Genomic DNA, 24,941 nt, shown 5'->3' on the forward strand with positions numbered 1-24,941 from the left:
GGGCGTGCGGCGATAAGGTGTCAGGCTGCCCAGGCGGGTGTTTCGAAGCCGGGGGCCGCGCGGTCGTCGCCGCGCAGCAAGCGGCCAGGGCGGGCGCCGGTTGGAGCGCCGTCTTCCTCGACCAGCTGGCCGTTGACCAGCACCGCCTGGATGCCCGTGGACGGCAGGGTGGGCTCGGCGAAACTGGCCAGGTCGGCCACCGTGGACGGGTCAAAGACCACCACGTCCGCATAGCAGCCGGGGCGCAGCACGCCGCGGTCCTTCAGGCCGAACTGCGCGGCCGTCAGGCTCGTCATGCGGCGGACGGCCTCTTCCATGCCCAGCACCCGCATCTCGCGCACATAGCGCGCCAGCACGCGTGAGAACGCGCCCCACAGGCGGGGATGGGGGCGCTGGTCGTGCGGCAACCCGTCGGACCCGATCATGACGCTGCCGTGGCTGATGACACGCTTCACGTCGGCTTCGTCCATCGAGAAATAGATCGCGCCGCCGGGCGACAGTTCTTCGGCCAGGCGGGTGGGATCGCGGCCTTCGCGCGCGGCCAGTTCGCGCAGGTCCACGCCCTGGATCTCGGGACGCGTCTGCGACCACGTAACGATGATCTTCTCGCCGGCGGCCACGCGGCGCGGCTCCAGGATGGTGGAAGACGCCGCATAGGGATAGACGTCCATGCCCAGCGGCTGCTCGGCGCGCATGCGGTCGTACAGCGCCAGCGTTTCGGCCGTGCGGCCGTGGTTGTGCTTGCCGGTGACCTTGTGGTGCGACAGGATGGCCGGCACGTCGGCCGCCCGGCCGATCAGGAAGGCTTCTTCCATCGCGTCGCAGAGGTGATCGGCCTCGTCGCGCAAGTGCGTCGTGTACAGGCCGCGCCAGGTGGCCAGCGGTTCAGCCACGCCAATCACTTCCTCGGTGCTGGCGTGCATGGCGGTCGGGTAATACAGGCCTGTCGACAGTCCCGCCGCGCCGGCGGCCATGGCCTGGTCCAGCGCCTGCCGCATGGCCGCGATCTCTTTCTTGTCGGCCGGGCGGTCCAGCCGGTCCATGGCGGATACGCGCAGGCTGGAATGGCCCACCAGCGCCAGGCTGTTGACGGCGGCGGGTGCGGCTTGCAGCGCGTCGGCGTAATCCTGCATGCGGGCGTAGAGCTCGCCCGTGTGCTTGGCCAGCAGGTTCAGCGGCGGCGGCACCACGTCGCCCGGCGTGCGCACGGGCGCCAGGCTGATGCCGCAATTGCCGGTGACGACGGTGGTGATGCCCTGGCTGACCTTGGGCCGCATCAGCGGCGTGCCCAGCAGCGCGCGGTCATCGTGGGTATGGCAGTCGATGAAGCCCGGCGACACCACCTTGCCCGTCGCGTCGATGCGGCGCGGCGCGCGCCACGCCGCGCCATCGCCGATGGCGGCAATGCGTTCGCCGCGGATCGCGATGTCGGCGCGGCGGGCAGGTCCGCCCAGGCCGTCGGCGACTTGGCCGCCGGTGATGATGATGTCGTATTCCTGCTGGTCGGGATGCGCGGGCATGGGTTGGGGCTCAGGTTTCTGGGTCGGCGGCCTGCGTGCCGCGGCGCGCCTCCAGGTTGGCAAGGGATTCGGTATTCAGGGGGTCAGGAAAACCATGGGCCACCAGGTGTTCCAGCGCGCCGCCGATGCGGTCCCAGCCTTCCGGCGTGCGCAACGGCACGCCCAGGAAGTGGGATTCGGTCTTGGCGCGCAGCATCAGGTAGAGCACGCCGGCCAGCATCACGCTGACCATCGCCGGCATGTCGGCTTCCGGCGCCAGGCCGTCGATACGGTCGATGAAGCCGCGCGCGGCGCGTTCGCGCCGTTCGGCCAAAGGCGCGGACACCTCGTTGCGTTCGATGAGTTCCCAGCGGCGCACTTCGCGCAGCGTCTCATTGCCGGCCAGTGCGTCGATCTGCGCACGCAACATGGACAGCACGAGTTCGCCGGGCGTGCGCTGGCTGGATTCGTCCGCGGCCAGCAGCCCGGGGTTGCGGGTCCAGAAATCCTGTTCCTGCATCCAGGCCAGCATCAGGCCGGGCATGCCGTCGAAATAGCGGTAGATGAGTTCCTTGCTGACGCCGGCACGCTTGGCGATCGCGTTGATGCCGACGCCGCCCATTCCGGTTTCCAGGATCTGGGCTTCCAGCGCTTGCAGGATCTGCCTTTCGGTATTCTCGCGTCGCGACATAGGCCTATTCCTTCATGATGATGAGGGAGCGGGCGGGGTCCGGCACGCCGTACACCCGGCCGTCGGCCATGTCGGCGTTGAGTTCGCTGACGGTGTGGCCGATATGCCTGTCATCTTGCCAGACTTCGCTGCCCAGGTAGACCGCATTGGCGCGGCGCGGCGCCGAGGGTAGCGACGGGTCGGCCTGTTCGATGGCCAGGATGCGCCCTTGCGCATCCACCAGCACGCGGTCGCGGGCCGCGGCGGTGATGGCGACGGGGACGCCGAGGGTCAAGGCGCGATAGGACGCGGATTCACCGGTCAAGGCATACCAGGCCAGGTCCGCCATCGCGTCGGCCAGCGGCGGGCAGGGGTGGATGGAGTTATGCAGCACGGCGACGCGGCACAGGCCGTTGTCGCGATGGGCAAGCCCTTGGTCGGGGCGGCGGGCGACGCGCCGCGTATTGCCCCAGGCAAGTTCGCCCGCGGCCGACAGCGCGATCAGGCCCGCGTCGATTTCCGGATGCGCCTGCAGCACCTGGCCGACGGCGTCGCCCGGCGGGGCGCCCGCGGCCATGAGGCCGAGCGCGGCCTGGTTCAGCGCGATGCCGTCGGCGCCCGGCCGGTTGGGCAGCCGGTGCCCGGTCACCAGCCCCACGCCATCGGCGCCGGGCAGAAACTGCACCAGCGGTTCGGGGCGGTCCGGGCCGCTTTCGATCAAGGCCGCGCGGGGCGCCTGCAACCAGTCCGGCGGCAGGTTCAAGGCGGTGACGCCGCCGCGCTGGCACCATCTGTGCCGTACGCGGCCGGCGTCGTCCATGATGGCGAACACGGCAAAACCGCCGATGGCGCCGTGGCCCATCGCCTCGGCGGCCAGCGCCGCCGCCTGCACTGCCGCGCCCGCCTGCGGGCCGGATGCCGCGACGCCGATCGTCATGCGAGGCTCCTCTTGGCGTTCACCGGTCCTAGTCCGTGTTGCTCGTCACGGGATCGACGATGTTCAGGTTGGTGATGAAGCGCTGGAACAGCATGGCCAGCGCCAGCGGGGGCAGGGCGGCAAGCATGCTGGCCGCGGCGAAGAGCCCCAGGTCGGCGCGGAACCCCGGCATCAGCGGAGACAGGCCCAGTAACGAGGCCGACAAGGTCTGCGCGGACGTGCCGCCGGTCAGCACGATGGCGAACAGCAGGTCGTTCCAGCCCACCAGGAACGCGATGATGAAGGCCGCGGCGATGCCCGGCAGCGCCATGGGCAGCGTCACGTGGCGCAGCATCTGCCAGCGCGTGCAGCCGTCCATGCGCGCGGCGCGCTCGATTTCCACGGGCAGCGATGCGAAGTAGCCCATCAGCACCCACGACAGCAGCGGGATCACCGCGGTCAGGTACACGATCCACAGGCCGAACAGGCTGCCCGCCAGCCCGATGGCGGCGAAGAACACGTAGTACGGGATCAGCAGCGCAATGGGCGGCAAGGTGCGCGAGGCCAGCAGCACGTACAGCAGCGGCCCCTTGAAGGGGAATTCGAACCGGCCCAGCACATAGCCCGCCAACGTGGCGATGGCCGTGCCGACGGCGGCGGCCGGCAGCGCCACCAGCGCGCTGTTCACGAAGCCCGTCATGATGGCCTTGGTCTGGCCGCCGAAGATCGAGTCCGACGTGGACAGGCCCAGCACGCGCAGGTAGTTGTCGAAGGTGAACCCGCCTGCGTTGTGCGCAACCCCCATGATGATGGCCGATTCGTCCATGAACGACGCCTTCAGCGTCCAGTACAACGGGAACAGGCACCAGAACGCGACGAGCGCCACGCCTGCGCCCACCAGCCAGGGGCGCCAGCCTTCGCCGGTGACTTTCGCGGCATCACTGCGCATGGGCGTCTCCCTGGGGGCGTTTCTTGCGGATCAGCATGAAGTAGGCGGTGGCCAGCAGCAGCGACAGCACCGTCAGCAGGAAGGCGGCGGCCGAGGCCAGGCCGTACTTCGAGAATTCGAAGTTGTAGCGGAAGATCAGCAGCGGCAGGATCTGCGTGGACGTGCCGGGCCCGCCGCGCGTCAGCGAGAACAGCAGGTCGAACTGCCGCACCGCTTCCACTGTCATCACGACCAGCACGATCAGCGTCGTGTGCTTCAAGTGTGGCAGCGTGATGTGCCGGAAGCGCGACAGCGGGCCTGCGCCGTCCACGCGTGCCGCCCGGTACAGGTCTCGCGGAATCGTCTGCAATGCGGCCAGGTAGAAGAAGCTTCCCAGTGGCGCGATATGCCAGACGAATGCCAGCGCGACCCAGAACAGCGCCCAGTCGCTGGCCAGCCAGACCGTGGCCGCGTTGGCCAGGCCCAGCGGCGCCAGCAACCCGGTCAGGGCGCCGAAGCTGGGGTTCAGCAGGAACGAGAACACCGTGGCGGTCACCACCTGGGACATCGCCCAGGGCAAGAGCGCCAGCCCGCGCACCAGGCCGCGCAGCGGCATCTCTTCGTTCAGCACCAGCGCGATGCCCAGCGCCGCGGCGAATGATCCCGCCACGCACATGGCGACAAAGCCCAGGCTGCGCCAGATCGCGTCGATGACGGCGGGGTCGGACAGCACTTCGCCGTAGAGGTCGGCGCCGACGAACTCTTCCGTGCGCAGGATGGCGTTGGTGTCGTGCAGGCTGAGCCAGAACGAATAGCCCAGCGGCACGCCGATGATCAGCGTGTTCAGCGCGTACACCGCCACGATCACGGTCAGCGCGAAGCCCAGGTCGGACATTTCGCGGCCACCTTGGCGCGCCGGCGCGGGTCGGGCGGGCGACAGGCTGGCGGCGCTCATGACCGCGGCTCCTCGCCGCCGTGCACGCGCAATCCCTGCGCGTCGAACAGGTACAGGCGTGCCGCGGGCAGCGCCAGCGCGATGGGGGCGCCGACTTCATAGCGGCGTTCGGGCGGCAGGCGCGCACGCAGGCGCGGGCCGTCTTCCGCGCCGACCGCCACGTCCACGAACTGGTCGGGCCCGACCGGCTCGACGGCCCAGACGCTGCCTTGCAGCAGCAGGCCGTCGCCTGCCAGCGGCGCAGGCGCCATGGCTTCGGGGCGGATGCCCAGCGTGGCCTGGCTGCCTTCGGGCAAGGCACGCGCGGCGGGGTGCAGGGCGGCCGGCAATACATGGCGTCCGCCCGCCGTCTGCAGGGCGGGGACGCCATCGTGCGCATGCAGCGTGCCGCGCAGGAAGTTCATGCCGGGGTTGCCGATGAAGTCGGCCACTTCCATGTTGGCGGGCCGGCGGTAGATGGTGTCGGGGTCAGCGAACTGCAGCAGGTTGCCGCCCGACATCACCGCGATGCGGTCGGCGAGTGTCATCGCCTCGACCTGATCGTGCGTGACGTAGATGAAGGTGGCCTGCAGCGTGCGGTGCAGGCGCTTGAGCTCCACCCGCATGTCCGTGCGCAGCTTGGCGTCCAGGCTGGACAGCGGTTCGTCGAACAGGAACAGGTCGGGGTTGCGCACCACCGCGCGGCCGATGGCCACGCGCTGGCGCTGTCCGCCCGACAACTGGTAGGGCTTGCGGTCCAGCATCGATTCCACGCGCAGCAGGCTGGCGGCGCGGTCCACGCGCGCGCGCACTTCGGCCACCGGCATCTTCTGCATGCGCAGCGGAAAGCCGATGTTCTCGCGCACGGTCATGTGCGGATACAGCGCGATGCTCTGGAACACCATGGCCACGTTACGCCGGTGGGGCGGCACCTGGTCCACGCGTCGGTCGGCGATGCGGATCTCACCGCCCGTGGGCGTGTCCAGCCCGGCGATCATGTTCAGCGTGGTGGTCTTGCCGCAGCCGGACGGCCCGAGCAGCACCACGAATTCGCCGTCGCGGATGTCCAGGTCCAGCGAGCGCACGGCCTGGAAGTGGGTATAGGCCTTCTGGATGCCTTGCAGGGATACGCTGGCCATATCAGCTCCGCTTCAGGATCTTGGCGTACTTCTTGTAGAGCGCATCCCAGCGGGCGCGCAGTTCGGTGGCGACCTGCGCCGGCGTCTTGGACCCCTTGATGAGCATGTCCTGGGCGATCATCTCGTGCATGCCGGTATCCCATTCCTGATACCAGGGCGCCTTCAGGATGTGGGCGGCGACGGCTTTCTCGCGGCCTTGGAAGAGCCACTGGTAGACCTGTTCGGCCTGGGGCGGGTACATCCATTTCATGATGGCCGCCTTGCTGTCCGCGTCGCGGTACAGCTCGGGGAACGGCACTTCCAGATTGGCCTTGGCGATCCAGTTCTTGTGCGTGGTCAGCTGGCCCGCCTTGTCGCGGTATCCGAAGTACTTCACCAGTTCCCACAGCGCGGCCTGCTCGGCGTCCGTGCGCTTGCGGGTCGACATGCACAGCAGCGCATGGCCCACCAGCACCGTATCGTGCGTGGCGCCCGGCACGACGGGGTTGTAGCTGGAGTACGCGGCGATCTGGCTCTTGGCAGGATCGTTGTAGTTGAAGCTGTAGTAGTCGATGTTCAGGTGGAAGGCGTGCTGGCCCTTCATCCATGAACTGGACGTCTCGGTGCCGGACCAGGTCAGCACGGCGCGCTGCACCAGCTCGTCGTCCCACCAGCGCTTCCAGTCCGTCAGGACTTTGACCAGCGGCGTGTCGCCGCCGAAAGTGGCGCGCAGGTCGTCGTCGACGAAGCGTTCGCCTTCGGCAAAGCACTGCGCGATCAGGGCCCAGGGCAGGCCGGTCCAGGCGTTGTACCAGGGCATCAGCATGGGGTGCTCGGACAAGCCCTTTTTCTTGATCTCGCGGGCCTGCTTCTCGACCGTGGCCCAATCCTGCGGATAGTCCGCCGCGTTGGCGGTGCCGCCGAATCCGGCTTCGCCCAGCATCTTCTCATTGCGGAACAGTGCGAACGGGCCGCCGTTGTAATACGTCAGGCCCAGGTAGCGGCCGTCGGTGGCGCGGGCATCATCCACGATGCCGGGGAACATCTGCTTCTGGATGTCGGCCAGGCCGGGCATGTCGTCAATCGGGCGGATCCAGCCTGCCGCGTACCAGCGCGACGCCTGGCCGCGTTGCGCGTAGAACATGTCCAGCGGCGCCTTGGCGGCCAACTGGGTTTCCAGCACCGCGGCGTAGTCGCCGGGAATGGGCGACAGGTTCACCTGCACGCCGCTTTCCTGCGTGAAGCGCGCCGCGCCTTGCTGCACGATTTCACTGCCCCACGGCCAGAAGGCGAAGGTCAGCGGCGAGGGCGCCTGGGCCAGGGCCTGCAGGGGCCAGGCGCCTGCTGCCAGACCGGCGGCGCCGGCCAGGCCTGCAGCGCTGCGCAACAGGAAGTCGCGGCGGGCGGGATCCGCCTGGCCTTCAAAGGGTGAACGCTGGGGCATGCTGGACTTCCTTGCGGTTGAGAAGACAACAAAGAGAGGGTGCAGCGAAGACGTGTGGTCGGTGTTGTGACCATGTGGTCACATTCCGGATTCAAGATATTGCTTCGGGAGGGCCGGCAGCAAGGGGGGAGTTTCCCTAGGAGGGCGGGAGAGGGTGCGCCGACGGCGGGTGCCGCCGGCGTGTCGTCAACGGGCCTGTCGACTTACAGCCCGATGGACTTCAGGTCGGGGTGGCGGCGATGCCAGTCGGTCACGGCCTGGAAGGCCATGCCGATCTTGCCGAGCGTGCCTTCGGCATTCGGCTTGCCCAGCAGTTGCACGCCCAGCGGCAGGCCGCCGGCGGTGAAGCCGGCCGGCAGCGCCAGTCCGGATGCGTTGACGTAGTTGCCCGCGCGGGTGAAGGCGGCCAGCGGCGTGGCGGCCTCGTCCACGTCGGCCAGCAGGCGGGCGCCAAACGGCGCGCAGGGCGTCAGCACGGCATCGATGTCGCGCATCCATGCCAGCCATGCCTGGCGTGCCTGCGCGTGCGCCTGCAACGCGGCGATGTAGTCGGCGGCGGACACGCCCTTTCCGGACAGCACGCGGGCGCGCACATATTGGCCGATGGGCTGCGCCGCGTCTTCGATGTATTCGCGGTGCATGGCGTAGGCCTCGGCGGCGATGATCTGGCCGTTGCGCAGCATCATCTCGCGGAAGTCGAAGGGGAAGGGCGTTTCGGCCACTTCGGCGCCCAGGTCGACGAGCACGCGGCGCGCGTCATCCAGGGCAGACAGGGCGTCGGCATCCACGGCGATGGGATGCTGCGACGGCGGCATCAGCGCGATGCGGATGCCGCGCAACGGTTGCGCGCCTGTGGCGGGTTCCTGGATCTGGAAGGTGGGCAGGCCTTGCGTCAGCGGATCCTGAACATCCGGCCCGGCCATCAGCGCGGTCAGCAGCATCGCATCGCGGGTGTCGCGCGTGAGCGGACCGATGGAGTCCAGCGTGGTCGACAGCGCCACCGCGCCATGAAGGCTGATCAGCCCGCGCGTGGTCTTCAAACCCGTGATGCCGTTCAACGCGGCGGGAATCCGCACCGAGCCGCCGGTGTCCGACCCCAGCGCGGCCGGCGCCAGGCCGGCCGCGACGGCTACGCCGGATCCGCTGGACGAGCCGCCTGGAATGCGCGACGCCTGCAAATCCCAAGGGTTGCGCGGCGTGCCCATGACGGGGTTCGTGCCCCAGCCGCCGAACGCGAATTCGACCATGTGGGTTTTGCCCAGCATCACCATGCCGGCGTCCAGCAGGCGCGTCACCGCGGTGGCCGTGACGCTGCTGCGGCGCTCGCGCCAGGCCTCGGAACCTGCGGTGGTGACCTGGCCCTGGATGTCGCACAGGTCCTTGGCGGCCACCGGCACGCCGTCCAGCGGGCTGAGCAGGCCATAGCCGGCGCGGCGGCGCGCATCGGCGGCTTCGGCCAGGCGCAAGGCGCCGGCGCTGTCCACGCTGACATACGCGCCCAGCGCCGGATTGGCCTGGGCGATGCGGTCCAGGAAGTGCTGCGTCAATTCCACCGAGCTGTAGCGGCCTTTGGCCAGGCCGTCGGCCAGCTCGCCGAGCGTGGCAAATGCAATTTCAGACATGTTTTCCTCAGGTTGGGGGGCCGGCCGTGCGGGGCGCGCACGGCCGGCTGTGCAAAGCGCGACTAGCGTTTGGTCCAGTCAGGGGCGGGGTAAACGGGTTTCGTCGTGGCCACGTCCGCGGGCCACACGGGCACCATGCCCTTGCCCGGCAGCAACTGCACCACCGGGAAGGGCATCAGCAGCTGCTTGCCCGTGTCGTCGATGGCGTAGGGGCCGGCCATGACCGTGATCTTGCCGGACAGGTCCATCGACGCCTGCTTGAGCGCCGCGGCGTCCGTGGAGCCGGCCTTCTTCACGACCTCTTCCGTGACCGCGCCCGCGCCGTAGGCCAGCGCCGTCTGGAAATCGGGCGGGAACTCGGCCTTGGGAAAGCGCTGGTCGTAGGCGGCCGCGAACTGTTCGCGGCTCATGCCGGCGTTGACGTTCCAGTTGATCGCGGGGTGGTAGTTGGTATGGCTGTAGATGTAGTTCGCATCCGCGCCGATGGCCTGGAACTGCGGGGTCGACGCATACACCATGAACACGTACGGGAAGTTGATGTCCAGCTGCTTCATCTGGCGCGTCATGCTGATCAGGTCGCCCTCATAGGACGTCGGCACCAGTGCTTCGGCGCCTGCGGCGCGCGCCTTTTGCAGGATGGTGCTGAAGTCCTTCTGGCCCTTCGGGTACTTCTCGAACATCACGACCTGCATGCCGTTCTTCGTGGCCTGTTCGCGGCCGCCTTCAGCCAGGCCGGCCGGGAACGGTTCGTCGGAATACAGCAGCGCCACCTTCTTCACGCCCTGGTTGGCCGCCAGCTCCATGTTGGCGCGCAGCATCGCGGACACCGGCATCTGGGTGCCCGACACCATGTTCTTGAATCCCTGCTTGTACAGGTCGTCGCTGGCGGCGGACCAGACCATCATGTATTTGCCCAGCCGCTCGGTGACGGTGGCGGCCGCGGCCGTCAGCGTGGAGCCAAAAGGCGCAAACACCAGATCCACTTTTTCATCGACAATCAGGCGTTCGTAGACACGCGTGACCATCTGCTTGTCGCTGCGGTCATCCAGCTTGACCAGCTCGACAGGGTATTTCTTGCCCTTCACCTCGATACCGCCACGGCGATTGACGTCTTCCACCCACAGTTCCACGCCCCGGACGCCGGATTGCGAGGCCAGGGCGAAGCTGCCCGTGGACGAGACCGTCATGCCCACCCGGATCTTGTCCGAGGTTTGGGCGGTGCCGGTAGCGGGCGTCAAGGCGGCGATGGCCATGGCCAGCGCCGGTAAGCGGAACAACCAGGATTTAGCGAACATGGGATGTCTCCAATCGTTATAGATTTGGGGGCCTCGCCCCGCCGCGAAGCAGGGACCCAGAACCCGGTATTGGGCAATAATTGCCCAATACGCGACAAAGCGTATAACAAATAGGCATGGAGCGCACGCCTTGAATAAATTGAATTACCGGCAGACGGAAATGCTGTGGGCCATCGTCATGGCCGGGTCGATCAGCGGCGCGGCCCGCTTGCTGAACATTTCGCAGCCGGCCGTCAGCCGGATGCTGGCCCAGACCGAGAAGAGCATGGGCGTGACGCTGTTCGAGCGGGTGCGCGGGCGGCTGCGCCCTACCTCGCAAGTGCACAGCCTGTTTGAGGAAATCGAAAAAACGCAGCGCATGATGCAGCGGGTCAATGACCTGGCCGATGCGCTTTCCGAGCATGGCACGGGCGTGCTGCGCCTGGCTTCCATTCCCAGCCTGGCGCAATTCCTGGTGCCGCGCGCGGTGGCCCGTTTCCAGCAGCGCCATCCGGAGCTGCTGCTGCGGCTGAATACCTCGGTCCTGCCCAGCCTGATTTCCGACGTGCTGCAGGGCGAGGCCGAGCTGGGGCTGGTGGTCATGCAGGCGGACCATCCCTTCCTGACCTCGCAGCCGCTGCATGTGGGGCGCATGGTGGCGGCCATCCCCAGGGGGCATCCGCTGGCGGGGCAGGCGTCCGTCAGTCTGGCGGATCTTTCCCCGCATCCGCATATCGTGGTGGGCACCCGCATGCCCTTCGGCATGCTCGTGCTGGGCGCGTTCGAGCAGGCCGGGCTGCCGTGCCGCATGTGTGCCGACGTGCCCTGGAGCCAGCTTGCGTGCGCGCTCGTCAATGCCGGGGTGGGGATCGCCATCGTGGATGAATTCACGGTCATGCAGAACACCATGCCGGACGTGGTGATCGTGCCGCTGCAAGAGCGCATTCCCCTGAATATCTCGGCCGTCTACGCCAGCAACCGGGAGCCGTCGCAGATCGCCTTGCGCTTCATCGACGAGCTGCGCGGGGTGCTGGCCGAGGCGTTTCCAGACCCGGATAAGGGTTAGTCCTTAACTTGCAGTTATGGTTTGAACTGTTCATAATCGCCTCCAAATAGAGCGGCCATCCAACCCGAGACGGCCCGGAGGAAGACATCATGAGCAGCAGTCCCGCCCTGGCGGCGGGCGCGGCTTCGCATCGCGCGCAGGATCTGCGCGCCGTGCAGTTGCGCACCCGCATCGCAGTGACCCTCTTCGCCGCGCTGGCCGCCGGCCTGGCCGTGATTCCGATGGCGACCTCGAACATCTCGTTCGCGTTCTACCTGATGCTGTGGATCACCATGGCCAGCGCCATGAACATCTGCGTGGGCTTCACGGGCTATCTGCCGTTCGGCTATGTGGTGTTCTATGGCGTGGGCTCCTACGCCACCGGCATCTGCTACAAGATCATGGGCTGGCCCATCCTGCCGTCGCTATTGGCCGCCGGCGGCGTGGGTCTGGCGATCGCGCTGCTGCTGGCGCCCACGCTGCGCCTGCGCGGCGTGTATTTCGGCATCGTGAGCCTGGCGCTGGCCACCATCGTCAAGCTGGTCATTTCCGACCTGCCCCAGTCGTTCACCGGCGGCAGCATGGGCATCATCCTGTCGCGCGCCAACAATCCCACGCACAGCTACTACGCCATGCTGATCGTCATGGGCGCCACGCTGGCAACCGTCACCTGGCTGTCGGTATCGCGGCTGGGCCGCGCGCTCAAGGCCATCCGTGACGATGACGGCGCGGCCGCCTGCGTGGGCATCCACGTCCCCAACACTCGCCTGAAGGCCTGGCTGCTGGCCGCCTTGTTTCCTGCGCTGGCCGGCGGCATCGAGGCCTGGTACACGAACGTCGTCGACCCGGAATACGCCTTCAACGTGCTGATCACCGCCAAGAGCATCATCTACGCGATGGCGGGGGGCTTCGGCACCATCCTCGGCCCCGTGGTCGGAACGCTGGCGCTGGTGGGCATCGACCACATGATCTGGCAGAAATTCCCGGTGGTGAACCTGCTGCTGCTGGGCCTCATCATCGTCCTGCTGATGTTGTTCCTGCCCCGCGGCATCATCGGCAGCCTGATCAAACGCAAGCCGCAACTGCGCCGCTACATCGCCTGAGGACCCGCCATGACCGGACTGCTTATCCAAGGCCTGATCAACGGCCTGATCCTCGGCGCCATCTACGGCCTGATCGGCGTGGGCCTGAACGTCGTCTTCGGCGTGCTGCGGGTGGTGAATTTCGCGCACGGCGAATTCCTGGTGCTGGGCGCGTATTTCGCCTTCTACCTGATGGAATACGCGGGCATCAACCCGCTGGTGGCGCTGCCGCTGGCGTTCGTGGCGTTCTTCCTGGCCGGCTACCTGCTGTACTTCGTCCTGATCCCGCGGCTGTCCAAGGCGGACGATCCCGAGATCAGTTCGCTGCTGCTGATGTTCGGCGTGTCCATCATGCTGGGTGCGCTCATGCTGCTGGCGTTCGATGCCGACGCGCGCTCGCTGCCCTACGAGATCGAACCCGTCTTCCTGAAGTTCGGCCCGGTCCTGATCCCGACCGTGCGGCTGCTGGCGCTTGCCATCGCGCTGGCGATCATCGCCGCGCTGACGGTGTTCCTGTACCGCACGCAGCTGGGCAAGGCGCTGCGCGCCATCATCATGAACCGCGACGCGGTCCGCATCGTGGGTATCAATGCCGAGCGGCTGTCGGCCGTGGCGTTCGGGCTGGGCGTGGGCCTGGCTGCCGCCAGCGGCGTGCTGGTGGCCATGGTGTTCCCGGCGTTCTCGCCGTTCATGGGCAACGACTACACGCTGATTGGCTTCATCGTCATCGTGCTGGGCGGCTTGGGCCATCCGGTGGGGGCGCTGGTCGGGGCGCTGCTGTTCGGCATCACCGAACAGGTGTCCGTGGTGTTCTTCAGCCCCTCCATCGCCACCATCTGCGGTTTTGCGCTGATGGTCGCCACGATCTTCATCCGGCCCAGCGGCTTGTTCGGCCGCCAGGCGCTGCGTTAACAGCCCCGGGAGACGGACGCATGTTGAAAGTCACGAATCTCAAGAAGCGCTTTGGCGGCCTGGTGGCGTTGCAGGGCGTGGACCTGGAGGTGCCCAAGGGGTCCATCCTGGGCATCATCGGCATGAACGGCTCAGGCAAGACCACGATGCTCAACTGCATCAACGGCATCTACACGCCGGACGAAGGCCGCATCGAACTGGACGGCCGCGAGATCGGCGGGTGGCAGGTCCATGAAGTGGCCCGGTTGGGCGTGGGCCGCACCTTCCAGGTGCCGCGCATCTTCCGCCAGCTCAGCCTGCTGGACAACCTGGACGTGGCGCAGCAGCAAGCGGGCCGCAGCGCGGACGAGCGCTACGCGCAATCCGAATACTGGCTGCACAAGGTCGAGCTGCACCGACTGCGGCACAACTACGCCGAAGAATTGTCGGGCGGACAGCAAAAGCTCGTGGAACTGGCGCGCATCATGGTCGCGCGGCCGAAAGTCGTGCTGCTGGACGAACCGTTCGCCGGGGTGAATCCCGCGCTGGCGCAGCTGCTGATCTCGGTGATCCGCGAACTGCCCACCGAGCACGATTGTTCGGTGGTGCTGGTCTCGCACGACCTGACCTCCATCTACCAGCTGTCCCACCACATCATCGTCATGAACGAAGGCGCCATCCTGAGCCAGGGCAACGCCGATCACGTGCGCGCCGACCCGCGGGTGGTCGAAGCCTATCTGGGAGCCTGACATGAGCACCGCCATCCTTGCGCTGGAAGACGTGACCGTGGCCTATCACGGCGACATCACGATCCTGAACCGCATCAACGTCCAGGCGCGCGCAGGCAAGGTCACCGGTGTGATCGGCCCCAACGGCGCCGGCAAGTCCACGGTGCTCAAGACCCTGTTCGGCTTTCTGCCGCCGCGCACCGGGCGCATCACGCTGCGGGGCAAGGACATCAGCGCGCAGCCCTCGCATGAGCGCGCCAGCCACGGCGTGGCGTTCGTGCCGCAGCACCGCAGCCTGTTCGGCGACCTGTCCGTGCACGACAACCTGCTGCTGGGCTGCTGGCCGTTCCGCGGCGACAAGGCACGGGTGCGCCAGCGGATCGACTCGGTCTATGACCGTTTCCCCATCCTGGCGCAAAAGCGCAACGACCCCGTCTCCAGCATGAGCGGCGGACAGCAGCGGTTCGTGGAATTCGGACGCGCCCTGCTGATCGAGCCGTCGGTGATCCTGCTGGACGAGCCCACGGCGATGCTGGCGCCCAAGATCTCCAAGGAAATCTACGCGCTGATCCGGGGCTTCGCGGACGAGGGCATGACGGTGGTGCTGGTGGACCAGAACGTGCGACGCTGCGCCGAGGTGTCCGACTACATGTACATCCTGGAACTGGGACGCAACAAGGCGGAAGGCTCGCGCGAGGCGTTCGAGGAAGAGGGCGGCCTGCGCGAGATGGTCGCCTCATGGATGGACTACAAGATCGATTGAGGCGTCGACTGACGCGTCGACAGGAGCCCGCCGGGGCGCACCCCGGCGGGGCAGGCGTCAGAGGACGCCGCGTATCCCGGCAATGCCATGCGCGCCATGGCACAGCGCCTGCGATACGGTCTGGGTGGATTGCCCGCCCAGCGCGAAGACCGGAATGCCGGCATCGCGGTTGCCTTGCACGAAGCCTTCCCAGCCCAGCGTCTGCGCGCCAGGGTGGCTGGGCGTGTCCAGTACGGGACCCAGCACCGCGAAGTCAGCGCCAAGGTCGCGGGCATGGACGACCTGGGCATTGTCGTGCGCCGACACGCCGACCAGCGCGTTCTTGGGCAATTCGGGGCGGGCGGTCAGGCGCGCCGCGTCCGCCGTGCGCAGATGTACGCCGTCAGCTTCCTTCCACCAGGCGGCAGGGTGCGCGCTGTTGACCAGCACGCGGGCGCCGGCAGCGCGGCAGCGCTTGACCACCTGTTGCAGCACCTCATGCAGCGAGCTTGCGCCCGCGCCATCCGGCCACTGCGGTTCCCGAAACTGCACGAGCTTCACGCCGCGCGCAAGCGCGGCTTCCAGGCGACCCAGGAAGGCGGCCACGCCTGCGCGCGAACCGATCGAACTGATGCCATAGGTGGTGGGCAGCTGCAGCCAGCGCAGCGGGGGCAGGGTGGCGGGCAGCAGATCGCCCACCGAAGCCGCGTTGGCCGGATCCACCCATTCCAGGCGCTGGTTCTCCAGGCTTTGCGGTTCGCCTTCCCAGCCGGTGACATGGCAGAAGGCCAGGCGGACCGTCGTGTGCGGGTAGACGTGCACGTAGGTGACCCACTGGCGCGACTGCGTGACGCGGATGCCGATTTCTTCCTGCAATTCACGGGCCAGCGCTTGCAGCACGGTTTCACCCGGCTCCAGCTTGCCGCCCGGCAGTTCCCACCAGCCCGACCATGGCTTGCCTTCGGGCCGCTGGCCCAGCAGCAGCATGCCGTCGGCGCGCAGGATCAGGCCGGCGGCGACGTCGACGATCTTCTCAGACATGGCGGGCCGCCCAATCGCGCGCAAACTGGTAGGCCACGCGGCCCGAACGCGAACCGCGTTCGATCGTCCATTGCAGCGCTTCGGTGCGCGAAGGCTCGATGTGCGCCTCCGGGCAGCCCAGCTCGCGCAGCCAGTGGTAGACGATGTCCAGGTAGTCGTCCTGCTTGAAGGGGTAGAACGACAGCCACAGGCCGAAGCGCTCGGACAGCGAGATCTTTTCTTCGACGGTTTCGCCCGGATGGATTTCGCCATCGGGCTGGTGCTTGGCCTGCAGGTTCTCGCTCATGTATTCCGGCATCAGGTGGCGCCGGTTGGACGTGGCGTAGATCAGCACGTTGTCGCCCGAGGCGGACACCGAGCCGTCCAGCACGGACTTCAGGGCCTTGTAGCCGGGCTCGCCTTCCTCGAACGACAGGTCGTCGCAGAACACGATGAAGCGTTCGGGGCGCGAGGCGACGAGCTCGACGATGTCGGCCAGGTCGCCCAGGTCGGACTTGTCTACTTCGATCAGGCGCAGCCCGCGGTCGCCGTAGGCGGCCAGCATGGCCTTGACCAGCGAGCTCTTGCCGGTGCCGCGGGCGCCGGTCATCAGCACGTTGTTGGCCGGCTTGTGCTCGAGGAACTGGACGGTGTTGCGGTCGATGGTGGCCTTCTGGCGTTCGATGTGCTGAAGGTCCTGCATGTCGATGCGGGCCACGTGGCGCACCGCGTCCAGCCAGCCGCGCGAGCCGCGCTTGCGCCAGCGGAATGCGTGCGCGCTCCAGTCGATTTCGGGCGTGGCCGGGGGCAGGAAGGCTTCAAGCTGCGCCAGCACGCGCTCGGCGCGCTGGATCAGGGTGGTGAATTCGCTTGCGCTCATGATGGATCAGGAACGGTAGTCGGCGTTGATGGTCACGTACTCGTGCGAGAAGTCGCAGGTGTAGACCGTGTCGCTGACGTCGCCGCGGCCCAGCGCGATGCGCACCGAGATCTCGGCCTGCTTCATCACGCGCTGGCCGTCGGCTTCCTGGTAGTCGGGGTTGCGGCCGCCGTTCTTGGCCACCAGCACGTCGTCCAGCCACAGGCGGATGTTGGACACGTCCAGGTCGTCGATGCCGGCGTAGCCGATCGCGGCCAGGATGCGGCCCAGGTTGGGGTCCGACGCGAAGAAGGCGGTCTTGACCAGCGGCGAATGCGCGACCGCGTAGGCGACCTTCAGCGCTTCCTCGGTAGTGCCGGCCTCTTCGACGCGGATGGTCATGAACTTGGTGGCGCCTTCGGCATCACGCACGATCTTCGTGGCCAGCTCCAGCGCGGCGGCGGTCAGGGCCTGGCGCACGGCGGCGTAGGCGGCGTCGGACTCGCTATTGACGTTCACGCCCGACTTGCCGGTGGCGGCGATGATGAAGGAATCGTTGGTGGACGTGTCGCCGTCGACCGTGATGCGGTTGAACGAGGCGTCGGCGATTTCCACGGCCAGGCGGCGCAGCAGCGGCTGGGCGATGCCGGCGTCGGTTGCCAGGAAGCTGAGCATCGTGGCCATGTTGGGGCGGATCATGCCCGCGCCCTTGCTGATGCCGGTGAAGGTCACGGTCTTGCCGTCGATCTGCACCTTGGCCGACGAGATCTTCGGCAGCGTGTCGGTCGTCATGATGCCGTGGGCGGCGCTGGACCAGTGGTCGGCCGCCAGGTCGGCGATGGCGCCCGGCAGGCCGGCGACCAGGCGGTCCAGCGGCAGCGGCTCGAGGATGACGCCGGTGGAGAACGGCAAGATCTCGGTGGCCGGCACGCCCAGCAGCTTGCCCAGCGCGGCGCAGGTGTCGTTGGCCTTCTTCAGGCCTTCTTCGCCGGTGCCGGCGTTGGCGTTGCCGGTGTTGATGACCAGCGCGCTGATGGGGCCGCCGGCGGCCAGGTGGGCCTGGCAGACCTGCACGGGCGCGGCGCAGAAGCGGTTGCGCGTGAACACGCCGGCCACGCTCGTGCCTTCGGCCAGGCGGAAGACGGTCAGGTCGCGCCGGTTGGCTTTGCGGATGCCGGCCTCGGTGACGCCGATTTCAATGCCGGCAACAGGAAAAATTTCGGACTCGGAGGGGATCTGCAAATTAACGGCCATGACTTCGTCTCTTGAATGGGCAGGACGGAATCGCCGCCAGGCAAGGCGGCGCGCGGGGGAAAGTTTCGTATTATCCCACCGGTTTGCGGCAGGGGTTTGTCAGGCGCCGGTCAGGGGGCCATCCGCATGGCGGCCACGTCCAGCACTCCGGCCTCGCGGTTGCTGAGCACGCTGCGCACGGTGCCGTCCGGGGCTTGCAGTACCGACAGTCCAGCTGCGACGTCTTCGCCGCCGGTGCGCCGCGCCGAACGGCCGCGCGACGGCGAAAACAGCAGGTCGCCCGGCTGGGCGCCGGGCAGGCGCGGGTTCGCGGCCAGCACGCGGGTGCCGGGCGGGTAGGTCATGGCGCCCAGCACGGTCTCGCGCGCCAGCAGGCCTTCGAAATCCAGGATGCGGCGTTGGCCGTCCAGGTGCATGTCCACTTTGAGCAGCGGCATCTGGCGCAGGGTCAGGGCTTCGCTGCCTTCGGTGCGCAGCAGCCAGCGCGCCGTGGAGCCGGCCGCATCCGGCGCCGTGCCGCGTGCCGCCTCGTCGACCTTCAGCCAGGCTCCCGGGGGTACCGGCTGCTGGTCCAGCGTGTTGCCGATGGCAAGGTGGCAGCTCGCGAATCGGGGCTGACCGCCCTGCATCACGAATTCGATCCGGTGGCCGTGCGCGCACAGCCAGCCTTCCTGCGCCTGGTCGCGGGCAATCTCGGCCGACAGGGTCTCGGGCTGCTTGGGCGTGGCGGGGTAGCGAAACAGTTGGGTGGCGGCCACGCCCAGGATGGGGGCGGGCTGGGTCTGGGGAAACACGGCGCGGTCGAACGAGGCCAGTTCGCCCGGCCGGGTCAGGCTGAGCACGGTGCCTGCCGGCATGTCCACGCCGGCCAGGCGGGCGGCGTGGGCCAGCGTCGTCTTGCGGCCGGCGTCGGCCTGGGCGTCGCGCTGGGCGGCGAACCACAGGCTGAACTGCTGGTAGGGAAAGATGGCGCCGATCAGCGCGAGGAAGGCCATCAGCGCGGTGCCGGTGCGCCGGTGCTCGCCCAGCCAGAGCCGCGCGTTGCGCGTGGTGGCCAGGACGGCCAGCCAGGTCAGCAACGTGGCGAGGCAGGCCAGCGAGGCCGCCATCAGCACATAGAAATTACCGCCAGGAAGGGAAACCGGAATCATGGCGGCAATTATGCGCCAAACCGGGCGCGGATTTCAGCGCCCTCGGCGCAGCGTCTAGCTCTTGGCGGACTCGGAGCGGGTGGCCACCACCTGCAGCTTGAGTTCGCCCAGGGCCTGGAACAGCGCGTTGCGGGTGGATTCGGGCAGGTCGCCGAACATGGACTTGACCCAGGACTCGTGGGCGCGCGCCATGCGGGCAAAGGTCTTCTTGCCCTGCGGCGTCAGTTTGATCAGCGAACTGCGGCGGTCGGATTCCACCTTGGTGCGCACGACCAGGCCTTCTTTTTCCAACTGGTCGGTGATGCCGGTGATATTGCCGTTGGTGACCATCATGTGGCGCGACAGGTCGCCCATCTTCATGCCCTTGGGGGCGCGTTGCAACTGCGCCATCAGGTCGAAGCGAGGCAACGTGGTGTCGAAGTCGTTGCGCAGGCGGCTGCGGATCTCGCCTTCGATGAGATTGGCGCAGGTCAGCATGCGCAGCCACAGGCGCAGCGCGTGGTGGTCATCGGGCGCGGCGCGGGATTCCAGGTCGGGAGCGTCAGTCATGGCTAGGGAGGATACCGGGAATGCGTGAGGAAGCGGGCGCCAGACCCATCTGCTTGAAGAGGGCGCGGGTCAGCGGGCTGGGGGAGGCGTTGAGCGTCAGCACGATGTCGGGTACTGTCGCGTGTGCGTTGTGGTGGACGTCCAAGTCTGCGCGGTCAACGTGGCGGTAGAGGGTAACCATGGCGGTAGATTTCAGTGTTATCAGGCCGGCTATTGACTGGCCTAGTAAAAACCCTTTGGTAAAAACCCTAGTCTTGTTTTGGAGAATACTTTAAACCTAAACTATGAACCGCGCCAGTTTTCCCTATGCTCTCACAACGGGATCGTGGCGTAGCAAGCAATATCTTTGCAAGCCAGTTTGACGGCGGCGCAATGGCGCCGGCAGGCCGGGCACAGAAGTCATTCGAATCGCACCCTCTATAAGAACACCCTCTGCGCGGGCTCGCGCACGGAGCACACCACCATGCGTTTGATCACTTCCCTTATCGCCGTCGCCGCGCTGGTGCCGGCCGTGGCCATGGCAGACCCCGTCAAGGTCGGCATCGCCAACGACATCTCCGGGCCGTTCTCGGCGCTGGGCGCCGAAGCCCGAGACGGCTTCAACCTGGCCATCAAGCAACTGGGCAGCAAGCTGGGCGGACAGCCCGCCGAATTCGTGCAGACCGACATGGGCGGCAACCCCGACCAGGCCCGCCAACTCGTCACCCGCTACATCCAGCGCGACAAGATCGATTTCTTCACCGGTCCCATCGGCTCGAACGTGGCGCTGGCCGTCGGCCCCGCGCTGTTCGCGGCCAAGGTGCCCTACCTGTCGAACAACCCCGGCCCCAGCCAGTTCGCCGGCGCCCAGTGCAACAACTACTGGTTCGGCACTTCCTACCAGAACGACGCCTTCCACGAAGCGGCCGGCAAGGTCGCGGCGGATCGCGGCTTCAAGAAGATGTTCATCATGGCTCCGGACTACCCGGCGGGCAAAGACGCGCTGACCGGCTTCAAGCGCGGCTACAAGACCGCCCCGGGCGACGAGGTCTACACCAAGCTGGGCCAGATCGACTACGCCGCCGAGATCGCGCAGATTCGCGCCGCCAAGCCGGACGCCGTCTATATCTTCCTGCCGGGCGGCATGGGCATCAACTTCGTCAAGCAGTTCGTGTCGGCCGGCCTGTCGCAAAGCGTCAAGCTGATCGGCCCGGGTTTCTCGGCCGACGAAGACGTGATCCAGGCCGTGGGCGACCCCATGCTGGGCATGTACAACACGGCGCAATGGGCGCATGACCTGGACGTGCCGCAGAACAAGATCTTCGTGGACGCCTTCCGCAAGGAATACAACGGCCGCTACCCGTCCGTGTACGCCGCCCAGGCCTATGACGTCATCATGGCCATGGATGCCGCGGTCAAGCAGGCCGGCGGCAAGGCCTCCGACCGCGAGGCCGTCATCCGCGCGCTGGAAAAAGCCGACTACCCGTCGGTGCGGGGCAGCTTCACCTACGGCAAGAACCACTACCCGATCCAGGCCTACTACCTGCGCGTTGTCGACAAGGACGGCAGCGGCCGCATCACCAACAAGCTGGTGGGCAAGGTGTTCGACAAGTACCAGGACGTCTACGTAGGCGACTGCAAGCTGTAGGGGGAGTCCACCCCCGACGCGCTGCGCGCTTCCCCCTCTAGGGGGCGTCGCTGCGGACCGGCGAAGCCGGCTCCGCGCGACCCCGCTCGGGCGGGCACGTTTCGTGGGCTGCGCAGGGTGGGCCGCGTGAGGCATAACCAGGTGGTTTGGTGATTTGGCCGCGAGCGACGCCATCGGCGATTTGCGGCAGGGGGTAGTGTTCATGACGTTTACGCTGATCGTCGAGCAATTGCTGAACGGTCTTCAGTTTGGGTTGATGTTGTTTTTGATCGCGGCCGGGCTGACCCTGGTGTTCGGCATCATGGACATCATGAATCTGGCTCACGGCTCGCTCTACATGGCCGGCGCCTATGTTGCCGCTGAAACCATGCAGCGCACCGGCTCATTCACCGCCGCCGTCCTGGTGGCTGCCGTGGCGACCGGCGTGGTTGGCGTGGCGCTGGAACTGACGCTGATCCGCCGCCTGGCGCTGCGCGATCACCTGGCGCAGGTGCTGGGCACCTACGCCGTCATCCTGATCGCCAATGATCTCGTCAAGATGATCTGGGGCCCGGCCCCCGTCATGCTCAACATGCCGGCCGTGCTGTCCGGCCCGGTGCGCCTGCTGCCGGACCTGCTCTATCCCGCCTATCGCCTGATGATCATCGTGTTCGGCGTGGCCGCCGCCGCGGGGCTGTACTGGTTCGTGACGCGCACCCGCGCGGGCGTGCTGGTGCGGGCCGGCGCCTCCAACCGTCAGATGGCGACGCTGATGGGCGTGCGCGTGCCGCTGCTGTTCCTGGGCGTCTTCGTGCTGGGCGCCATGCTGGCCGCCGTCGCCGGGGCCCTGCTGGGGCCGATCACGTCGGTGCAGGTGGGCATGGGCGAAGAAATCCTGATCCTGGTGCTGGTGTGCATCGTGATCGGCGGGATCGGCTCGATCCGCGGCGCCTTCGTCGGCGCGCTGCTGGTGGGCATGGTGGACACCGCAGGGCGGGCCTTCCTGCCCATGCTGCTGCGCCAGGTTTTTTCTCCGGCTGTGGCCTCCAGCGTCGGTCCGACGTTGGCCGCCATCGCCATTTACGTATTGATGGCGGCTGTGCTGGTGTTCCGGCCCTCCGGCCTGTTTCCGGCGCGGGGTTGACGATGAGAACCACCATCTGGACCGTGGTCCTTCTGGCGGCGCTGGCGGTGTTTCCGCTGGTGGCGCCGGCGCTTGGCCTGGACTTCTACATTTCATTCGTGCGGCGCGTGCTGATCTACGCGCTGGCCGCGACCAGTCTCAACTTGATCCTGGGCTATGGCGGCATGGTGGCGCTGGGGCATGCCGCGTTTTTTGGCGCGGGCGCCTACGCGGTCGGCATCCTGGCGATGTCGGGCGTCACGTCGGCGCTGATCGTCTGGCCGGTGGCGATGCTGCTGGCAGGCGTGCTGGCGGCCATTACGGGGGCGATTTCGCTGCGCACCCGCGGCGTGTACTTCATCATGATTACGCTGGCGTTCGCGCAGATGCTGTTCTACATCTTTATCTCGCTGCGCCAATACGGCGGCGAAGACGGGTTGAACCTGCCGGGCTATTCCACGCTGCCGGGCATCGACCTGTCCCATGACGTCAGCTTCTATTACCTGGTGCTGGTGTTGTTCGCGCTGCTCATGTGGGGGTTCAGCCGCGTGGTGTCCTCGCGCTTCGGCACGGCCCTGCAAGGCATCCGCGAGAACGAGTCGCGCATGGAATCCATGGGCTACCCGGTCTACCGCATCAAGCTGGCGGCCTTTACCTTGAGCGGGGCGGCGGCCGGCCTGGCTGGCGCCCTGCTGGCCAACCACAACTTGTTCATCTCGCCCAGCCTGATGCATTGGACGCAGTCGGCCAACTTGCTGATCATGGTGCTGGTGGGGGGTATCGGCCTGCGCTGGGGCGGTGTTGCCGGCGCGGTCGTGATGCTGACGCTGGAAGAAGTGCTGCGCCTGTGGACCGAATACTGGCATCTGCCGCTGGGCGTGCTGCTGCTGTGCGTGGTGTTCGGCGCGCCGCGTGGCCTGGTGGGCCTGTTCGGCCCGTTGTTCGGCGGACGCGCCGCGGCCCAATCCGGCAAGGTGGGATCATGAATCCGTCTATCAACGCCACCGCGCCTGCGTTGCAGGCGACCGGGCTAGTCCGCCGTTTCGGCGCGCTGGTCGCCACCGACAATGTGTCGCTGTCCCTGAACCCGGGCGAGATCCACGCCTTGATCGGCCCCAACGGCGCCGGCAAGTCCACGCTGATCCACCTGCTGTCCGGCACGCTGGCGGCCGATTCCGGCACGCTGACCGTGGGCGGGCGCGACGTCACTGGCATGAATGCGCATCAGCGCGTGTCGGCCGGGCTGTCGCGGTCCTACCAGATCACCAATATCTTCAAGCAGTCCAGCGTGCTGGACAACCTGGTGCTGGCGGTGCAGGCGCACGCGGGCAGCAGCTTCCGATTCTGGAAACCGCGCGCGGCCGAATCTGCGCTATATGAACAGGCGCGCGAACTGGCCCGGGAATGCGCCATCGACGCCAGCCTGCTGGACCGCCCGGCGGGCACCTTGCCGCACGGCGAGCAGCGTAAGGTGGAGTTCGCGCTGGCGCTGGCCGCCCGGCCCAGCGTCCTGCTGCTGGACGAGCCCATGGCGGGCATGGGGCCGGACGAAACCGTCCGATTGACCGAATTGATCGAAACCCTGCGGGGCCGGGCCGCCATGTTGCTGGTCGAACACGATATGCAGGCGGTGTTCCGCCTGGCCGACCGCCTGTCGGTGCTGGTGTATGGCCGCGTCATCGCGACCGGCACCCCCGACGAGATCCGCGCCAACCCGGAAGTGCGGCAAGCCTACCTGGGCGACGAGGAGACCGCGTGATGCTCACCATCGAATCGGCCCAGAGCGGCTATGGCGCCAGCCAGGTTCTGTTCGGCGTAGACCTGCAGATCGGCGCGGGGCAGGTCGTGACCTTGCTGGGCCGCAACGGCATGGGCAAGACCACGCTGCTGCGCACCCTGTTCGGGCAATTGCCGCTGCGCGGCGGCAAGATCCATTTCGCGGGGCAGGACATCAGCGGCTGGAGCCCTGACCGCATTGCCCGCGCAGGCGTGGCCATCGTGCCGGAAGGACGGCAGTGCTTTCCCAACCTGACGGTGCGCGAGCACCTGACCGCCTTCGTCGCCGCGCGAAACCCCGATATCGGCGAACCCTGGACGCCGGAACGCGTTTTCGAGCTGTTCCCCCGGTTGGCTGAACGCGCCCGCAACATGGGCAACCAGCTCTCGGGCGGCGAACAGCAGATGCTGGCCATCGGCCGGGCGCTAGTGACCAATCCGCGGCTGCTGATCCTGGACGAGGCCACTGAAGGCCTGGCGCCCAAGATCCGCGAAGAAATCTGGAATTGCCTGGCGCGCCTGCGCCAGGCGGGGCAGACCATCCTCGTCATCGACAAATATGTCGAAAGGTTGCTGAGCCTGGCGGACCAGCATGTCATCCTGGAGCGCGGCAAAGTCGTGTGGACGGGCGACTCGCGGGCGCTGGATGCTGACCGCGGCCTATGGGAACGCTATCTGGGCGTGTAGTAATAAAGCCGCATCGCCCGCGG

At 67.3% G+C, this 24,941-nt stretch carries 25 protein-coding genes; 10 read left to right on the plus strand and 15 right to left on the minus strand.

The features are described 5' to 3' along the window. Window positions 1-20: 20 nt before the first annotated feature. From CEY09_RS29920 to CEY09_RS29960, 9 genes are all read right to left on the minus strand, one after another. Window positions 21-1,520, minus strand: coding sequence for an N-acyl-D-amino-acid deacylase family protein (locus CEY09_RS29920; protein WP_088591391.1), 1,500 nt, complete (start codon window positions 1,518-1,520; stop codon window positions 21-23). A gap of 10 nt (window positions 1,521-1,530) precedes the next feature. Next, window positions 1,531-2,190, minus strand: coding sequence for a TetR/AcrR family transcriptional regulator (locus CEY09_RS29925; protein ID WP_088591392.1), 660 nt, complete (start codon window positions 2,188-2,190; stop codon window positions 1,531-1,533). A gap of 4 nt (window positions 2,191-2,194) precedes the next feature. After that, the gene (locus CEY09_RS29930; RefSeq protein WP_088591393.1) at window positions 2,195-3,106 is read right to left on the minus strand and encodes a DUF6963 family protein; all 912 of its coding nucleotides are present in this window, start codon (window positions 3,104-3,106) and stop codon (window positions 2,195-2,197) included. A 28-nt stretch (window positions 3,107-3,134) separates the two neighbouring features. Then, window positions 3,135-4,034, minus strand: a complete 900-nt coding sequence (locus CEY09_RS29935) for a carbohydrate ABC transporter permease (RefSeq protein WP_006228020.1) — start codon at window positions 4,032-4,034, stop codon at window positions 3,135-3,137. Continuing rightward, window positions 4,024-4,968, minus strand: a complete 945-nt coding sequence (locus CEY09_RS29940) for a carbohydrate ABC transporter permease (RefSeq protein ID WP_088591394.1) — start codon at window positions 4,966-4,968, stop codon at window positions 4,024-4,026. The genes CEY09_RS29935 and CEY09_RS29940 overlap by 11 nt, the downstream gene beginning before the upstream one ends. Further along, window positions 4,965-6,086 (minus strand): ABC transporter ATP-binding protein, encoded by a 1,122-nt coding sequence (locus tag CEY09_RS29945; RefSeq protein WP_088591395.1) that lies wholly within the window; start codon window positions 6,084-6,086, stop codon window positions 4,965-4,967. The genes CEY09_RS29940 and CEY09_RS29945 overlap by 4 nt, the downstream gene beginning before the upstream one ends. Before the next feature lies 1 nt (window position 6,087). Beyond that, the gene (locus CEY09_RS29950; RefSeq protein ID WP_088591396.1) at window positions 6,088-7,509 is read right to left on the minus strand and encodes an ABC transporter substrate-binding protein; all 1,422 of its coding nucleotides are present in this window, start codon (window positions 7,507-7,509) and stop codon (window positions 6,088-6,090) included. 203 nt (window positions 7,510-7,712) lie between these two features. Continuing rightward, complete coding sequence (locus CEY09_RS29955; protein WP_088591397.1) at window positions 7,713-9,131, minus strand: amidase; 1,419 nt, start codon at window positions 9,129-9,131, stop codon at window positions 7,713-7,715. A gap of 62 nt (window positions 9,132-9,193) precedes the next feature. After that, a complete protein-coding gene (locus tag CEY09_RS29960; protein ID WP_088591398.1) occupies window positions 9,194-10,426 on the minus strand; it encodes an amino acid ABC transporter substrate-binding protein in 1,233 nt (410 codons plus the stop codon). 160 nt (window positions 10,427-10,586) lie between these two features. Here CEY09_RS29960 and CEY09_RS29965 point away from each other — a divergent pair, with 160 nt between their 5' ends. The 5 genes from CEY09_RS29965 (at window position 10,587) to CEY09_RS29985 (ending at window position 14,914) form a co-directional block, all read left to right on the plus strand. Further along, a complete protein-coding gene (locus tag CEY09_RS29965; RefSeq protein WP_088591410.1) occupies window positions 10,587-11,471 on the plus strand; it encodes a LysR family transcriptional regulator in 885 nt (294 codons plus the stop codon). An 89-nt stretch (window positions 11,472-11,560) separates the two neighbouring features. After that, window positions 11,561-12,553: a branched-chain amino acid ABC transporter permease gene (locus CEY09_RS29970; protein ID WP_006228027.1), complete on the plus strand. Its 993-nt coding sequence runs from the start codon at window positions 11,561-11,563 to the stop codon at window positions 12,551-12,553. Between the two features lie 9 nt (window positions 12,554-12,562). Beyond that, window positions 12,563-13,444, plus strand: coding sequence for a branched-chain amino acid ABC transporter permease (locus CEY09_RS29975; RefSeq protein WP_088591399.1), 882 nt, complete (start codon window positions 12,563-12,565; stop codon window positions 13,442-13,444). 20 nt (window positions 13,445-13,464) lie between these two features. Further along, window positions 13,465-14,172 carry an ABC transporter ATP-binding protein gene (locus CEY09_RS29980; RefSeq protein ID WP_088591400.1) on the plus strand — a complete coding sequence of 236 codons (708 nt, stop codon included), beginning with the start codon at window positions 13,465-13,467 and terminating at the stop codon, window positions 14,170-14,172. Between the two features lies 1 nt (window position 14,173). Beyond that, window positions 14,174-14,914 (plus strand): branched-chain amino acid ABC transporter ATP-binding protein, encoded by a 741-nt coding sequence (locus CEY09_RS29985; protein WP_006228030.1) that lies wholly within the window; start codon window positions 14,174-14,176, stop codon window positions 14,912-14,914. Window positions 14,915-14,971: 57 nt separating this feature from the next. Here the strand turns inward: CEY09_RS29985 and CEY09_RS29990 are convergent, their stop codons facing one another. The 6 genes from CEY09_RS29990 to CEY09_RS32420 form a co-directional block, all read right to left on the minus strand. Then, window positions 14,972-15,934, minus strand: a complete 963-nt coding sequence (locus CEY09_RS29990) for a Nudix family hydrolase (RefSeq protein WP_088591401.1) — start codon at window positions 15,932-15,934, stop codon at window positions 14,972-14,974. Further along, complete coding sequence (locus tag CEY09_RS29995; protein WP_088591402.1) at window positions 15,927-16,793, minus strand: ATP-binding protein; 867 nt, start codon at window positions 16,791-16,793, stop codon at window positions 15,927-15,929. Before CEY09_RS29995 ends, CEY09_RS29990 begins: the two co-directional genes overlap by 8 nt. A gap of 6 nt (window positions 16,794-16,799) precedes the next feature. Then, window positions 16,800-18,026, minus strand: coding sequence for a bifunctional glutamate N-acetyltransferase/amino-acid acetyltransferase ArgJ (gene argJ, locus CEY09_RS30000; protein WP_088591403.1), 1,227 nt, complete (start codon window positions 18,024-18,026; stop codon window positions 16,800-16,802). A gap of 110 nt (window positions 18,027-18,136) precedes the next feature. Then, window positions 18,137-19,177 carry a hypothetical protein gene (locus CEY09_RS30005; protein ID WP_088591404.1) on the minus strand — a complete coding sequence of 347 codons (1,041 nt, stop codon included), beginning with the start codon at window positions 19,175-19,177 and terminating at the stop codon, window positions 18,137-18,139. Between the two features lie 54 nt (window positions 19,178-19,231). Then, complete coding sequence (locus CEY09_RS30010) at window positions 19,232-19,726, minus strand: MarR family winged helix-turn-helix transcriptional regulator (RefSeq protein WP_006228035.1); 495 nt, start codon at window positions 19,724-19,726, stop codon at window positions 19,232-19,234. Continuing rightward, complete coding sequence (locus tag CEY09_RS32420; protein ID WP_088591405.1) at window positions 19,719-19,907, minus strand: hypothetical protein; 189 nt, start codon at window positions 19,905-19,907, stop codon at window positions 19,719-19,721. The genes CEY09_RS30010 and CEY09_RS32420 overlap by 8 nt, the downstream gene beginning before the upstream one ends. 282 nt (window positions 19,908-20,189) lie before the next feature. Between CEY09_RS32420 and CEY09_RS30020 the strand changes: the two genes are divergently transcribed. The 5 genes from CEY09_RS30020 to CEY09_RS30040 all read left to right on the plus strand — a co-directional run bounded on the left by CEY09_RS30020 (window position 20,190) and on the right by CEY09_RS30040 (window position 24,918). Continuing rightward, window positions 20,190-21,353 (plus strand): ABC transporter substrate-binding protein, encoded by a 1,164-nt coding sequence (locus CEY09_RS30020; RefSeq protein WP_088591406.1) that lies wholly within the window; start codon window positions 20,190-20,192, stop codon window positions 21,351-21,353. A 202-nt stretch (window positions 21,354-21,555) separates the two neighbouring features. Beyond that, window positions 21,556-22,476, plus strand: coding sequence for a branched-chain amino acid ABC transporter permease (locus CEY09_RS30025; RefSeq protein ID WP_006228038.1), 921 nt, complete (start codon window positions 21,556-21,558; stop codon window positions 22,474-22,476). A 2-nt stretch (window positions 22,477-22,478) separates the two neighbouring features. Then, complete coding sequence (locus CEY09_RS30030) at window positions 22,479-23,441, plus strand: branched-chain amino acid ABC transporter permease (RefSeq protein ID WP_088591407.1); 963 nt, start codon at window positions 22,479-22,481, stop codon at window positions 23,439-23,441. After that, window positions 23,438-24,214 carry an ABC transporter ATP-binding protein gene (locus CEY09_RS30035; RefSeq protein WP_006228040.1) on the plus strand — a complete coding sequence of 259 codons (777 nt, stop codon included), beginning with the start codon at window positions 23,438-23,440 and terminating at the stop codon, window positions 24,212-24,214. The genes CEY09_RS30030 and CEY09_RS30035 overlap by 4 nt, the downstream gene beginning before the upstream one ends. Next, complete coding sequence (locus CEY09_RS30040; RefSeq protein WP_088591408.1) at window positions 24,214-24,918, plus strand: ABC transporter ATP-binding protein; 705 nt, start codon at window positions 24,214-24,216, stop codon at window positions 24,916-24,918. The genes CEY09_RS30035 and CEY09_RS30040 overlap by 1 nt, the downstream gene beginning before the upstream one ends. Window positions 24,919-24,941: the final 23 nt, after the last annotated feature.

Origin of the sequence: Achromobacter marplatensis (assembly GCF_002209535.1) — a bacterium.
Taxonomy (GTDB): Bacteria; Pseudomonadota; Gammaproteobacteria; order Burkholderiales; family Burkholderiaceae_B; genus Achromobacter; species Achromobacter marplatensis.